This window comes from Ensifer sp. EB106-05-01-XG146, assembly GCF_058791875.1.
Genome location: NZ_JBYTDX010000002.1, coordinates 1,400,358 through 1,414,457, shown reverse-complemented (window position 1 = coordinate 1,414,457; position 14,100 = coordinate 1,400,358). Strand labels below are relative to the sequence as shown.

The following is a 14,100-nucleotide window of genomic DNA, read 5'->3' as shown; positions in this document are numbered from 1 at the left end:
CCGCCGGCCCCTGGCCGTGGCGGCAGGGGTTCTTCGTTTCCCAAGCTAGGCCGGGGTTCCCCTGCCGGAAGGGCTGACGTCCATGGCAATCACCCGCATCATTCTTCCGCGTCTGATCCTCTTGCTTTTCGTCGTGCTGGGGGTCGCGGTCATCACCTTCACGATCTCGCATCTCATTCCCGGTGATCCGGCGCGCATGATCGCGGGCGACAGGGCAAGCGCCGAGACGCTTGAAAATGTCAGGCGCAATCTCGGTCTCGACCGGCCGGTCGTCGAACAATTCACCATCTATATCGGCAATCTACTTCAGGGCGATCTCGGCACGTCGCTCAGGACCAATCGCCCCGTCGCGGCCGATATCCGCACCTTCCTGCCGGCGACGCTGGAGCTCGGCGTGGTCGCGCTTTTCATCGCGATCTGTCTCGGCGTGCCGCTCGGTGTGCTCTCGGCCGTCTACAAGGATGGTCCAATTGATCAGGTGGCACGCACGGTCTCGGTCTGCGGCATCTCGATGCCAGTCTTCTGGTTCGGCCTGATCCTGATCTACGTCTTCTATGCGAAATTCCAGATCCTGCCCGGCAGCGGGCGCCTGGCCATGGGTATTGCGACACCCGAGCGCATCACAGGCTTCCTGCTGATCGACTCGCTGCTGCAGGGCCGTTTCGACGCATTCCGCAGCGCCCTTTACCACATCATCCTGCCGGGCTTCGTGCTCGCCTTTGCCAATATGGGCGTGATCACGCGCCAGATCCGCGCCTCGATGCTCGACGTGCTGCAGGAAGATTACATCCGGACAGCGCGCGCCAGTGGCCTGCGCAAGGGCATGATCATCTTCAACTATGCGCTCAGAAACGCGCTCATCCCGTCGATCACGCTGCTCGGGCTGGCGCTCGGCGATCTGCTCTATGGCGCGGTGCTGACGGAGACGATCTTCGCCTGGCCGGGCATGGGCACCTATGTTGTGACCTCGATCCAGACCCTCGATTTCCCCGCCATCATGGGTTTCACCATCGTCGCATCCATCGGCTACGTGCTGATCAACCTCCTGGTCGATCTCGCCTACATGCTCGCCGACCCGCAGATCAGGGAGGTCTGATCATGTCCGCCGTCATGCCGACAGAGCCTGCCGCGTCGAATGCAGCAATGCGCAGGACCAAGTCCTTTTCCGAGCGGCTGCGCTATTTCTGGTACCTCAGCCGCCGCAGCCCGCTGACGCTGGTCGGCGTCGCGATCATCCTGCTTGTCCTCGTGATGATCGTCGCCGCACCCGTGATCGCGCCCTACAATCCGGACAAGGTGTCGCTGACGGCGCGCCTGTTGCCACCGAGTGCGGCGCACTGGTTCGGCACCGACGAGGTCGGCCGCGACCTGTTCTCGCGCGTGATCTTTGGGGCAAGGGCTTCCTGCGGCGCCGCCTTCATGATCGTCCTGATCTCGATGTCGGTCGGGGTGCTGATCGGCTGCTTCTCGGGCGTCGTCGGCGGTCGGGTCGATACCGCCATCATGCGGCTGATGGATGTCGTGCTCGCCCTGCCGGCGCTGGTGCTCGCCATGGCGCTGGCCGCGGCTCTTGGCCCAAGCCTGTTCAATTCCATGCTGGCGGTCGCGATCGTACGCATCCCCGCCTATGTGCGCCTCGCCCGCGGCCAGACGCTGTCGCTGCGCGAGCAGGTCTTCGTCAAGGCGTCGCGCACCTTTGGCGCCTCGCCGTTCTACATCCTGCGCTGGCATATCCTGCCAAACGCCATGTCGCCGATCATCGTCCAGGCGACCCTCGATCTCGGCGGCGTCGTGCTGATTGCAGCCGCCCTCAGCTTCATCGGCCTCGGCGCGCAGCCGCCGACCGCCGAATGGGGCGCGCTCGTCAGCAGCGGCCGCAGCTACATGCTCGACCAATGGTGGTACGCGACCTTCCCGGGCCTTGCGATCCTGATCACGGCCATGGGGTGCAATCTCGTCGGCGACGGCATACGCGATATGCTCGACCCGCGCTTGAGGGGCAGATGATGACGATGGGAACGGCAGAACCACGCGGCCAGGCGCTGGCCATCAACAACCTGTCCCTGGAGTTTCCAACCTTCAGCGGCGCCGTCAAGGCGCTTGACGATGTGTCGATCAGCGTCGGCAAGGCCGAGATCGTCGGTATCGTCGGCGAGTCCGGCTGCGGCAAGTCGGTGACGACGATGGCGGCAACGGGGCTCCTGCCCAAGGGACGCTACCGCATCACCGGTGGCACCGTCAGGCTCTTTGGCCACAGCACGCTTTCCATGGACGACAATCAGTTGCAGGACCTGCGCGGCAAGGTGGTCTCGACCATCTTCCAGGAACCGATGAACGCGCTGAACCCGACGATCCGTATCGGCAAGCAGCTGACCGACGTCATCATGCGCCACGAGGAAATAGATCTCGCCGAGGCAAGGCGCGTGGCGCGGGACATTCTTGCCGACATGCTGATCGGCGAGCCCGAGCGGGTCATGAACCTCTATCCGTTCGAACTCTCCGGCGGCATGCGGCAGCGGGTGCTGATCGCCATGGCGTTTTCCTGCAACCCCGGCCTGATCATCGCCGACGAGCCGACGACTGCACTCGATGTTACCGTGCAGGCGGTGATCCTGCGGTTGATCCAGAACCGGGCGCGCCGGACAGGCACGTCAGTCATCTTCATCTCGCACAATGTCGCCGTCGTCTCGCAGCTCTGCGATCGGCTCTACGTGATGTATGCCGGGCGGATCGTCGAGCACGGCGCGACGCGGACGGTCCTTGAAACGCCGCAGCATCCCTATACCCAGGCGCTGTTGCGCTGCCTGCCGGAGCGGGTCGCGCCGAAGCAGGAACTCGAAGCGATCCCTGGCGCTGTGCCGAACCTTCTGCACCCACCGGCGGGTTGCTACTTCCAGCCGCGATGCAAGGAAGCAGTCGAACAATGTCGAACCCGGTCTCCGCAACTGGTGGGGGCCAGCGGCCAGCAGGTCGCCTGCTGGCGTCGCGGTGTGGCGACCGAACTCGTAGAGCAGGGAGGCCGGCAATGACCGAAGGCGTTGGTACGATAGCGCGGCCGGTGCTCGAGGTTTCCGACCTCCATGTCCGCTTCCCGGCCTCCCGCAACTGGTTGGGGCGGCCCACGTCTTATGTGCATGCGGTCAATGGCGTGACCCTTGAGGTCGGCGCCGGCAAGAGCCTCGGCATCGTCGGCGAGTCAGGCTGCGGCAAGAGCACGCTCGCCCAGGCGATCATCGGGCTCGCGCCATTTGAACAGGGCAGGTTGGCGATCGACGGCGAGGATTTTCAGAAGGCTCAGGGCAAGCAAAAGCGCGCCTTGCGGCAGAAGATGCAGATCGTCTTTCAGGATCCGCAATCCTCGCTCGACCGGCGCCTGCCGGTCTGGCGGCTGATCAGCGAGCCGCTGCACATTCGCGGTGGGCACAGCAGGGCCGAACTGCATGAGAAGGCCGAGGAACTGGCCATCGCCGTCGGGCTCCGTCCGGAACACCTCGATCGCCTGCCGCACGAGTTTTCAGGCGGCCAGCGCCAGCGCATCGCCATTGCCCGCGCGATCAGCACGGACCCGGAGTTGCTGGTGCTGGACGAGCCGACATCGGCGCTCGACGTCTCGGTACAGGCGCAGATCATCAATCTGCTCTTGAAGCTGCAGCGGGAGCGCGGGCTCACCTATCTCCTGATTTCGCACGACGTCGCGCTGGTGCGCCATTTCTGCGACGACGTCGCGGTGATGTATCTCGGCCAGATCGTCGAATCCGGCCCGGCCGACGAAGTGTTGCGCAATCCCCGCCATCCCTACACGCAGACGCTTCTGGCGGCGGCGCCGAGCTTCGAAAGCCCGCTGCCGGATATTGCGCAGGTGCGTGCGGGCGAGCTTCCCAACAACCGCCATCTGCCGGACGGCTGCTTCTACAAGCAGAGGTGCGACCGGATCGGCGGCGGTTGCGAGGCGGGCCAGGTCCTGCGGCGCCTGAGCGAGAGCGCCCGCCATGTCAGGTGTCACCTGGCGCAGACGTGAGAGCGCAGACGACGCGCCAGATCCGCGCCCGCCGGCCCAGCCGCCGGAACGGCGCGGTGCGGCCTGTGCCATTTGATGCGCAATTTCGATAGTTTGAGAAATATAATTTTCTTATAGGAAAAATAATTTGATTGATATTTCCGACTGTGCAAATTTGTAGCCGCCGCCATCGGGCGGCGCTTGCCAATCGGGACCGCCTTTTCGCGATCCCGCCGCTTGCCGGAGATGAGATTGACTGACCCAACGCTGCTCGACGCCTTTCGTCAGCCTGCGGCAATCGGATGGGCGCGCGGTGACCCTGCGGGTCGATGCCCGCGGACGCCAGACGGCGCCTGTCGCCGGCGAGGCGGCGAACAGAATTTGCTTTGATGACATGAAAGAGGCCTGACATGACCAAGGAAGTTGAATGGGCGCGCATGACCGCGCCGAGCCTGCGCGAAATTGCCGGCAAACCGGGGGCGCTTGCAATCCTGCCGATCGGCTCGCTGGAGCAGCACGGCCCGCACCTGCCCGTCATCACCGACACCGCGAGCGCATCGGCAGCCGCGATCCGCGCTGCCCGGCTGGTGGCCGATGACATTCCGGTCGCCGTCCTTCCGGGTTTGTGGACTGGCATGAGCGAACATCACCTGCCCTTTGGCGGCACGATCACGCTCGATTACGATACGCTGAGCCGCGTCCTCCGCTGCATCGTCCGCTCGCTGAAGACGCTCGGCTTTCAGCGCCTGTTCATTGTCAATGGTCACGGGGGCAACATGGATCCGCTGGTGGTCGCCGTGCGCGAACTGGCGGTCGAGTTCGCCATGCCGATCGTCGCGACGACGCCGTGGATGCTGGCGACGGAGGAGGCATCAAAGATCTTCGAAGTCGACACCGGCGCCCACCATGCCTGCGAAGGTGAGGCCTCTGTCATGCTGGCGATCGTGCCGGACGCGGTAAAGACCGAGATGTTCGGTCAGGCTTTCGGTAACCAGCAGCACCCGGTCGACGTGCCGGCGGACGTGTCGCGCTTCTATTCCTTCTCCGAGCGCGCGCCGGTTACCGGCACCTGGGGCGATCCGCGCAGCGCAACCGCTGCAAAGGGCGAGCGTTTCCTCGATCTTCAGGCGAGCGAACTGGTGAAGCTGATCCGCAACGACGTGCTCTGGACCACGCCGGATCCGGTCTGGACCCCCGGCCGCGGGCTCGGCACCACGGCCGGCAGGGCCGAATGATCCTTCCGGCGCCATCGGCCGGCACTCGCATTCCATTCCTTTAGGGAGGACAAACCAATGAACGTGAAATTCGCGCGGACGCGCAGCACCCTTGTAACGCTCTTCGCAGCCACCATGCTTTCAGGCGCCGCGCTGACGCCGGCCATGGCAAAGACGCTCGTCTATTGCTCGGAAGGCGCGCCGGAAGGCTTCGATGCGGCCCTGTATTCGGCTAACAGCACCTGGGACGCCTCGGCCGAGACGGTCTATGACCGCCTCACCGAATTCGAGCCCGGCACCACGAATGTCGTCCCGGGCCTTGCCGAAAGCTGGACCATTTCCGCCGACAATCTCGAATACACGTTGAAACTGCGCGCGGGCGTGAAGTTCCAGACGACGGACGATTTCACGCCGACGCGTGATTTCAATGCAGACGACGTGCTCTTCACCTTCAACCGCCAGATGGACAAGGACGATCCGTGGCATAGCTATTTCGCCGGCGCGAACTGGGAAATGTTCAACGCGATGGAGATGCCGGCGGCGATCAAGGAGATCGTCAAGGTCGATGACAGGACCGTCAAGTTCGTACTGAACCAGCCGGATGCGTCACTGCCGTCCAAGCTCGCGCTGAACTTCGGCTCGATCGTGTCGAAGGAATATGGCGACAAGCTGGCGGCAGACGGGCGGCGCGAGGACCTCGATCGCAAGCCGGTCGGCACCGGACCGTTCCGCTTTGTCGATTACCAGCAGGACGCTGCGATCCGTTTTGCCGCCAATGCCGACTATTGGGATGGCGCGCCGAAGATCGACAATCTCATCTTCGCGATCACCACCGACCCGACCACCCGCATGCAGAAGCTGCAGGCGGGCGAATGCCACATCGCTCCGTATCCGGCACCGGCCGATATCGCCAAGCTAAAGGCAAATCCGGACCTCAACGTCATGGAGCAACCGGGCCTCAACGTTTCCTATCTGGCGATGAACACCCTGGTGGCGCCATTCGACAAGCTGGAGGTGCGCCGCGCCATCAACATGGCGATCGACCGCAAGGCGATCGTCGAGTCCGTCTATCAGGGCATGGGCCAGATGGCCAAGAGCGTCCTGCCGCCGACGATGTGGGGCTATAACGGCGGGATCGAGGGCTATGGCTACGATCCTGAAGCGGCCAAGAAGCTTCTCGACGAGGCCGGCGTCAAGGATCTGAAGATGAAGATCTGGGCAATGCCCGTCAGCCGCCCCTATATGCCGAATGCCCGCCGCGCCGCGGAACTGATGCAGGCGGATCTTGCCAAGGTCGGCATCGGTGTCGAGATCGTCTCCTACGAATGGGGCGAATACCTCAAGAAGTCGCGGGACAAGGCGCGCGACGGCGCCATCATCCTCGGCGGCACGAGCGACAATGGCGACCCCGACAACCTGCTCAGCTACTTCTTCAGCTGCTCAGGCGTCGGCGGCAGCAACAATGCAAACTGGTGCTACAAGCCGCTGGATGAGATCTTCCAGAAGGCCCGCGCCAGCTCGGACCAGGGCGAGCGGACGAAGCTCTACGAAGAGGCCCAGGCGATCATCAGCGATCAGGCGCCCTGGGTTCCGATCGCACATTCCACCGTCGTGCTGCCGATGTCGAAAAAGGTGAAGAACTACGTGATGGAGCCTCTGGGCTCGCATCGCTTCGACAAGGTCGACATCGAGGAGTAACCCGCCCGATCCGGGCTGGGCGCGAGCTCGATTTTCTCGCGTGACTTAGGCGGGCGTTCGTCCCGCCCCGCCCGAGGCGCTGGAGATTTCACTCTCCAGTGGTCCCCGGGGGGCCGGGTGAACGACCGCTACAATGCCCGGCTGGCGGCGGCCAACGGCAGGGCGTTGATCGGCGTGTTCGAGTGACTACATCTTGCAACTCCCCGGTGTGGAGCGCAGCGGATACAGAGCCGTGCGCCCTGTACTGAACCGCGGAATACCCGAAGCGAGGAAGTCTGCGCCTGCCGAGGCGCCGCCGGTTGGCGAAGTGTTGCTGCTCGCCCGACCGGCGCTAGGGGACATTACAACCGGGCGTGTCGAGATCAGAAGCGGAAGTTCAGGCCCGTCTTGATCGCGTGATTGACCAGATTGTTCGAGCCCTTCACGCCACCGATCGTGGAGTCCACGCCGTTGAAGCGGGTCTGGGTATATTCGGCCTTGCCGGAGATGTTTTCGGTAAATCCCATCTCTGCGCCCGCACCATAGGTCCAGCCCGTGTGCCAGCGATCGCGTGAGGTTAGGTTGCCTTTGCCCTCGAAGCGGGCGGTGGTGACGCCCACCGTCAAGCCATCGTAAAGCTCGGTGGTTGGCTTGAAGACGCCGTCGCGCATTCCCTGCAGGCGGCCCCGCAGCACCGTCAGCGGCGTTCGCAGCTCATGGGCAATGGCGTTGTTCTGGTACTGCAACTCCTTCTCTGCGTTCTCCAGCAGTTCAGCCATCCGGTTGAAATGGTCGATCACATCGTCGACCTCCCCCAGTCGTCTTGATCGAACGGGCACGCGGGTGGAGAAATTTCCCATCGCGATCGCCTTTGCGGCATCGCGGATGAGCACCAGTGCGTTCACGATCCGGTGGCTGAGGCGACCGCCGATGGTCGCAGCGATGATGAGGCTGACGATGAGCACTGCGGCCATAACCAGGAGCTCGAACAGGGTGACCGGCTCGAGGACCGCGTCGGGGTGCGTCAGATAGAGGACGTACATGTAAATGAACGATCCCGACGTCAGCACCCCAATGGTGGCCGTCACCGCCAGAAACATGTGTTTCGTCAGAAGCCAGCTGAAGCCTCCGATCGCCCATTCCCGTTTCCTGGGACGGCTGCCCGGGGTTGGGCCGAAGGTAAGGTCTGTCGTTTGGGGATCGCTCATGGTGGTTCTCGGAGTTTCTCTGCAATCAGCGGTGCAACCGGCAGGCACAGGATTCGTTGAGGCCGTGTGTGGGTTGCGTGGAGAGAGCGCCGAAATCGGAGGAGCAATCGTTCGAGGGACTGAGCTTGTCCGGCGCAATCACGGCCGGCGGCATCGGTTTGCGGTGCTTTGCAAAGAATCTGTTGGGTAAACGCACAGGTTGCAGGTTGTCCTGCCGGGAGCGCGCGCAGGTAGGTTTGCTGGGGCGTCTAGCCGGTAACCTGCAGGGCCGGGACCCCATCTGCAGACAGGCGGCATCACCCATTGCAGACCCTTGCAAAGATTCTTGCATTGCCATTATTGACGGCACGGAAAATTGCAGGAACGATGGATCCTGCAAATGAACTTGCGGGGACGTCATGACGATACTCGATCGCATTAAGACGCATTCCAGGCGGCTTACCGATGCGGATCAGAAGCTGATCACCACCATGCTGGAAAACCGGGCGGAGGCCGCGTTCCTGTCGGGCCCGCAGCTTTCCCAGCGCGCCTCCGTTCATGAGGCCACCGCCACCCGGCTGGCGCAGAAGCTTGGCTACAAGGGCTTTCCGGACCTTCGCGCGCAGCTGCAGCGCGAGGTGCTGGACGATCAGGACGCGGCCAACCGCATGCGCCGCTCGGTCTCGAAGGTCGAGCATGGCGACTACCTGACCGATCTGATTGCGGCCGAGATCAGCGCGCTCGAAACGCTCGCCCGGTCCGTCGAGCAGACGGATATCGACAGGGCCGCGGACATGATTTTTTCCGCACGTCGCGTCTTCATCTTCGGGCAGGGGCACGCGCAATCCGTGGCCGGCTTCCTGCAGCGTCGCCTCGATCGCTTCGGCATGACCACGATCCAGCTGACGGGGCGCGGCCGGGACATCGCCGAGCGCTTGGTCAGCATGGAGGCAGGCGACCTCATCGTGGCGCTTGCCTTTCGCAAACAGCCGCAAAGCTACGCCCCGCTGATGCGGCATGCGGCACGGGTCGGTGCGCCCTCGATCCTCGTTTCCGATCTGGTCGGGCCGCTGATGGAGCCCGCTGCCGATCTGATGCTTGCAGCGCCGAGGGGACGCTCGGGCAGCGAATTTCAGACACCGACGATCCCGTTTGCGATCGTCAACGCCATCGTGCTGACGATCGCCGGCCGCCACCAGGGGCAGGTGATCGGCAGGCTGGAGAAGCTGTCGGAGTTGTTCAACGACTTCGACTAGAGCGCCTGCGTTCACAAGAACGCACAAAGGACGTTCTAATACTTTGATTCTAGAGCATCTTTCCGCCCGCAAGTGATCCCACTTGAAGGCAGGATGCTCTAGCGGGGAACTATAAAGGGAGGAGAACGAAATGCTGAAAAAACTGTCCAGTGCCGCACTTGCCGCATGTTTCGTACTGCCGTCGATGGCGATGGCGTCCGATCTCGACGGTCTGACGCCGCAGCAATTGCTGCCGCTCGCACAGAAGGAGGGAAGCGTTACAGTCTTCTCATTGTCGAGCCGCATAGCCAAGATCGAGAAGGCCTTCGAAGAGACCTATCCGGGCATCGACCTCATCGGTCTCGACATGAGTTCGACCAAGCAGATCGCGCGTGTCGAAGCGGAGCAACAGGCCGGCGTGCATGCTGTCGACGTGCTCTATATTGCCGACACACCTGTCGTGTTCACCAAGCTTCTGGAGGGGAAGCGGATCGTGAACTATGTGCCACCGCGGGTCGCGAACGAACTGGAGGATCGCTACAAGGCGCCGCTCCTGACCCAGCGCCTCTCGACGAAGGTGCTGATGTACAACGAGAAGGCTTTTCCTGATGGTTCGCCCGTCAGTAATCTCTGGCAGCTCACCCAGCCGGAATGGCAGGGAAGGGTGCTGATGGTCGACCCGAGCCAGCGTGGCGAACTGCTCGATCTCCTGACCGAGATCGCGCTGCATCCGGACGAAATGGCCGCCGCCTACAAGGCGCATTTCGGCAAGGATATCGAAGTCGAAAGTGATCTTCAGGGCGCCGGTGAGCAGTTCATCAAGGACCTCTTCGCCAACGACCTGATCCTGGTTCCCAACAGCGACGTCCTCAACAAGTCGGTGGGAGACGTCAACGCCAAGAGCCCGCCCGTCGGTTTCGGCACCTATTCCGACCGTCGTGACAACGAGAAGGAGGGCTGGGCGCTGCAGATCGCCAACAATGTCGAGCCGGCCAACGGCATCCTGTTTCCGGCGGTACTGACGGTCGCAGACAAGGCGCCGCATCCGGCGGCCGCTCGGTTGCTGATCGACTTCATGTTCGGCGACGATACGCCGACCGGCGGGGCGGGCTTCGAGCCCTTCAACGTCCCCGGCGACTACGCGACCCGCAAGACCATCGCCCACCATCCGGACTCTGTGAAGCTCGATGACTTAAAGGCCTGGACGATCGACCCGGCAAAGACGGCCGCCGCGCGCGGGCGCATTGCCGACCTGATCATCACGCTCCAGTAACGGAAACCGTCTGTCGGCACGCTTTTCCAAAACGCGTGCCGACAGACGCCGAGGCTCTGACATGACATCCCTATCGATATCCGCACCATCGGGCAGCCGGCTGCTCCGATCGGGCTTCCTCTTGCCGGCAATTCTCGTCGCCATCGTCGCGATCCTGGTCGTCGCTCCGCTCTTGCGCATCCTCTTCACGACGCTGACGCCTGAAGGCATCGCGGCCTGGAAGGCCGTGCTCGCCAGCCCGCTCTCGGCCAACCTCTGGTGGCGGCCGCTCCTCAATACCATGATCCTCGGTTTCAGCGTCGGCGCCGGCTGCCTGCTCATCGGCGGCTTCCTTGCCTGGCTTGTGGTGCTGACGGACGTGCCGGGCCGTCGCTTCCTCGGCCTGATGGCGTCGCTGCCCTACATGATCCCGAGCTTTGCCGCAGCCCTTGCCTGGGGCACGCTGTTTCGCAATTCGCGTCTCGGCGGTTCGGCCGGCTTCTTCGAAACCAGCGGCCTTGCCATTCCCGACTGGCTCGCCTGGGGACTCATCCCGACGGCGATCGTGCTGATCGCGCACTATTATTCGCTCGCCTATACGATCATCGCCGCGGCCTTGAGTTCGGTCGGCGCCGATCTCGTCGAGGCAGGCCAGATGGCCGGCGCCAAGCGCCCGCGCATCTTCTTCGGCATCATCCTGCCGGTGGTCACGCCGGCGCTGATTGCCGCGGCATCGCTGACCTTCGCCGGTGCCGTCGCCAATTTCGCGGCACCCGCTTTGCTCGGCCTGCCGGTGCGGATGCAGACGCTTTCGACCCGTCTCTTCGGCATGATCGAGACCGGGCAGAACGAACGCGGCTTCGTGCTTGCGCTGCTGCTCATTGCAGTGTCGGCAATGTTCCTGTGGCTCTCCGATCGTATCGTCTCCGGTCGCAAGGCCTTCATCACGGTGACCGGCAAAGGCGGGCGGACCAAACGCTTCCCGCTTGGCGCCTGGCGCTGGCCACTCTTTGCCATCGCCGTCATCATCGGGTTTCTGACCACGGTGCTGCCGGTCCTCGTGCTGGCCGCGTCGAGCCTGGCACCGCAGAGCGGCGCGCTGTTTTCCAACTGGACGCTGCACTTCTGGATCGGCGAAGGTGGCGGCGAGATGGCGCAGGGGCAAGCGGGTATCTTCCGCAATCCGGTGCTGATCGACGCGATCTGGAACACGATCCGTCTCGGGCTGGTCGTCGCCTTCACCACGATGCTGCTCGGTCTTGGGCTGGCCTATACCATCGTCCAGCGCCGCGGCAGCCTGCTCGCGACGCTGCTGAGCCAGCTCGCCTTCCTGCCGCTTCTGGTGCCGAGCATCGCCTTTGCCGCGGCCTATATCGCGCTCTTCGGCGCGCCGATCGGGCCGCTGCCTTCGCTCTACGGCACCTTCGCCCTGCTGGTCATCGCGGCATCGGCGCACAATCTGCCTTTTGCCGTGCAGTCGGGGCGGTCGGTGCTGGGCCAGATCTCCGCCGACATCGAGGAAAGCGCCCGGCTGACGGGTGCGGGACTGATCCGTCGCCTGTTCGCGATCATCTTTCCCCTCGCGATCCGGGGCCTCTTTGCCGGCGCGATCCTCGTCTTCGTCAAGATGGTGCGGGATCTCTCGCTGGTCGTGCTGCTGTTCACCGCCACCTCGCCGGTCTTGAGCATGGTCGCCTATCGCTATGCTGCGGAAGGCTTCCTGCAGTTCGCCAATGCCATCACCCTCGTCATCCTCGTCGTCTGCCTGGCTGCCTCCTTCGTGGCCCACAGCCTGCAGAACCGTGTCCAGAAATGGAAAGCACCATGAATGCTTTAGCAACCGGCACTGCGGACGCCATCAAGATCCGCAGCCTCGTCAAACGCTTTGGCGCCTTTACCGCCGTCAAGGACGTCAACATCTCGGTACCGGCGGGATCCTTTCTCGTGCTCGTCGGCCCCTCGGGCTGCGGCAAGTCGACCCTTCTGCGCATGCTGGCCGGGCTTGAAAGCCCGAGCGAAGGCGAAATCGCCTTCGTCGGGCAGACCGTATCGAGCGGTGCGGGCGGCGTCATTGCCGACGCCGGCAAGCGCAACGCCGGGCTCGTGTTCCAGAGCTATGCGCTCTGGCCGCACATGACGGTCGCCGGCAACATCGCCTGGCCGCTGAAGGTCGCCAGATGGCCGCGCGACAAGCGCGAGCAGCGTGTGCGGGAAGTGCTTTCGCTTCTCGGCATCGACACGCTTGCCGAACGGTATCCGGCCGAGATCTCCGGCGGCCAGCAGCAGCGCGTGGCGATCGCCCGCACGATCGCGCCACAGCCGAGCATTCTTTTGTTCGACGAGCCGCTGTCGAACCTCGATGCCAAGCTGCGCATCGAGATGCGCAGCGAGCTGATGCGCATCCACCGGGCGACGGGGGCGACATCGGTCTACGTCACGCACGACCAGGTCGAGGCGATGACCATGGCGACCCATGTCGCCGTGCTCAACAACGGCCGCGTCGAACAGTTTGGCAAGCCGATCGATCTCCTGCGCAATCCGCAGACCACCTTCGTTGCGACCTTCCTCGGCACGCCGCCGGCAAACCTGATACCGGTGCACCGCGCCGGCGACGGCCTCGTCTTCGGCGATATGGTGCTCGCGCCGGCTTCCGTGGCGGCCGGCCGCGACGATGCGCAACTGCTCTACCGTGCCGAAGACGTCAGCGTCGGCGCGGTCGCCGGAGCACCGTCGCTTATGGCCCGCTTTGCCGAAGCAGCACCGATCGCGGGCCGAACCATGGTGACCGCCATGGTCGGCGACCTGCGCGTTACGGCCATGGCCGACAGCTACTTCACCGCCACACCGGGGGAGCCGATCCCCCTTTCCTTCATTCGCACCCCCGATGCGGTTTTCGCCGCCACCGGAGAAAGGATCCAACAATGAGGCTCATCCTCATGCGCCACGGCGAAACTCATTGGAACGCCGAACAACGCCTCCAGGGACAGGACAACTCGCTCCTGTCCGAGCGTGGGGTCGCGCAGGTGAGGCGGTTCCGCCCCTACGCCAAGGCGTTGAAGCCGGTTCGCATTATCGCCTCCGATCTCGGCCGCACCCGGCAGACGGTCGCCCTCATCGGTCACCCGGACGCGCCGACCGACGAGCGCTTCCGCGAATTGGACATGGGCGAATGGACGGGACGGCGCAAGCCGGATCTGATCGCCGAGCGGCCGGAAGAATATGCCGCATGGCGCGCCGGTACGTTCACGCCGGCCAACGGCGAAACCTGGGGCGCCTTTCGCGGCCGCGTGGCCGAAGGCGTGCATGACTGGATGTCGCGCACCGAAGGGGACCTGCTCGTGGTTGCCCATGGCGGCGTGGTGCGCGCCGCCTGCCACGAATTCCTCGATCTTCCCCCGTCGCGCGTCGTCCCCGTCACGCCGGGGACGGCGACCATCCTGCATTTCCCGCGGCGCGGCAGCATGACCGCGCAGCTGGAGGGCTACAACATCGGATCTGTCGCACCCGACGACTTCGTCGCCGACTGATACTTGCGGCG

Annotated in this window: 12 protein-coding genes; 11 read left to right on the top strand and 1 reads right to left on the bottom strand. The window is 63.9% G+C overall.

All coding sequences use genetic code 11. From position 1 onward, the window contains the following. The first annotated feature begins 82 nt into the window (after positions 1–82). The 6 genes from AC3WVQ_RS26605 to AC3WVQ_RS26580 all read left to right on the top strand — a co-directional run bounded on the left by AC3WVQ_RS26605 (position 83) and on the right by AC3WVQ_RS26580 (position 6,909). The gene (locus AC3WVQ_RS26605) at positions 83–1,096 is read left to right on the top strand and encodes an ABC transporter permease (RefSeq protein WP_034801824.1); all 1,014 of its coding nucleotides are present in this window, start codon (positions 83–85) and stop codon (positions 1,094–1,096) included. Positions 1,097–1,098: 2 nt separating this feature from the next. Continuing rightward, entirely contained in the window at positions 1,099–2,007 is a 909-nt protein-coding gene (gene ddpC / locus AC3WVQ_RS26600) for a D,D-dipeptide ABC transporter permease (protein ID WP_060520890.1), read from the top strand. After that, the gene (locus AC3WVQ_RS26595) at positions 2,004–3,029 is read left to right on the top strand and encodes an ABC transporter ATP-binding protein (RefSeq protein ID WP_113506394.1); all 1,026 of its coding nucleotides are present in this window, start codon (positions 2,004–2,006) and stop codon (positions 3,027–3,029) included. The genes ddpC and AC3WVQ_RS26595 overlap by 4 nt, the downstream gene beginning before the upstream one ends. Beyond that, entirely contained in the window at positions 3,026–4,018 is a 993-nt protein-coding gene (locus AC3WVQ_RS26590; protein ID WP_034801820.1) for an oligopeptide/dipeptide ABC transporter ATP-binding protein, read from the top strand. The genes AC3WVQ_RS26595 and AC3WVQ_RS26590 overlap by 4 nt, the downstream gene beginning before the upstream one ends. Positions 4,019–4,407: 389 nt before the next feature. Beyond that, positions 4,408–5,232 carry a creatininase family protein gene (locus AC3WVQ_RS26585; protein ID WP_404528315.1) on the top strand — a complete coding sequence of 275 codons (825 nt, stop codon included), beginning with the start codon at positions 4,408–4,410 and terminating at the stop codon, positions 5,230–5,232. Between the two features lie 57 nt (positions 5,233–5,289). Beyond that, positions 5,290–6,909: an ABC transporter substrate-binding protein gene (locus AC3WVQ_RS26580; protein WP_492383235.1), complete on the top strand. Its 1,620-nt coding sequence runs from the start codon at positions 5,290–5,292 to the stop codon at positions 6,907–6,909. 362 nt (positions 6,910–7,271) lie between these two features. Here the strand turns inward: AC3WVQ_RS26580 and AC3WVQ_RS26575 are convergent, their stop codons facing one another. Beyond that, entirely contained in the window at positions 7,272–8,096 is an 825-nt protein-coding gene (locus AC3WVQ_RS26575) for an outer membrane beta-barrel protein (RefSeq protein WP_404528311.1), read from the bottom strand. Positions 8,097–8,494: 398 nt separating this feature from the next. Here AC3WVQ_RS26575 and AC3WVQ_RS26570 point away from each other — a divergent pair, with 398 nt between their 5' ends. The 5 genes from AC3WVQ_RS26570 (at position 8,495) to AC3WVQ_RS26550 (ending at position 14,089) form a co-directional block, all read left to right on the top strand. Further along, the gene (locus AC3WVQ_RS26570) at positions 8,495–9,331 is read left to right on the top strand and encodes a MurR/RpiR family transcriptional regulator (RefSeq protein ID WP_034801814.1); all 837 of its coding nucleotides are present in this window, start codon (positions 8,495–8,497) and stop codon (positions 9,329–9,331) included. A 130-nt stretch (positions 9,332–9,461) separates the two neighbouring features. Then, positions 9,462–10,583, top strand: coding sequence for an ABC transporter substrate-binding protein (locus tag AC3WVQ_RS26565; RefSeq protein WP_192358933.1), 1,122 nt, complete (start codon positions 9,462–9,464; stop codon positions 10,581–10,583). A 61-nt stretch (positions 10,584–10,644) separates the two neighbouring features. After that, entirely contained in the window at positions 10,645–12,390 is a 1,746-nt protein-coding gene (locus AC3WVQ_RS26560) for an ABC transporter permease (protein ID WP_404528308.1), read from the top strand. Next, on the top strand, positions 12,387–13,487 hold the full coding sequence (locus tag AC3WVQ_RS26555; protein WP_060584557.1) for an ABC transporter ATP-binding protein: 1,101 nt from the start codon (positions 12,387–12,389) through the stop codon (positions 13,485–13,487). Before AC3WVQ_RS26560 ends, AC3WVQ_RS26555 begins: the two co-directional genes overlap by 4 nt. Then, positions 13,484–14,089, top strand: a complete 606-nt coding sequence (locus AC3WVQ_RS26550) for a histidine phosphatase family protein (protein WP_492383234.1) — start codon at positions 13,484–13,486, stop codon at positions 14,087–14,089. Before AC3WVQ_RS26555 ends, AC3WVQ_RS26550 begins: the two co-directional genes overlap by 4 nt. Positions 14,090–14,100 lie beyond the last annotated feature (11 nt).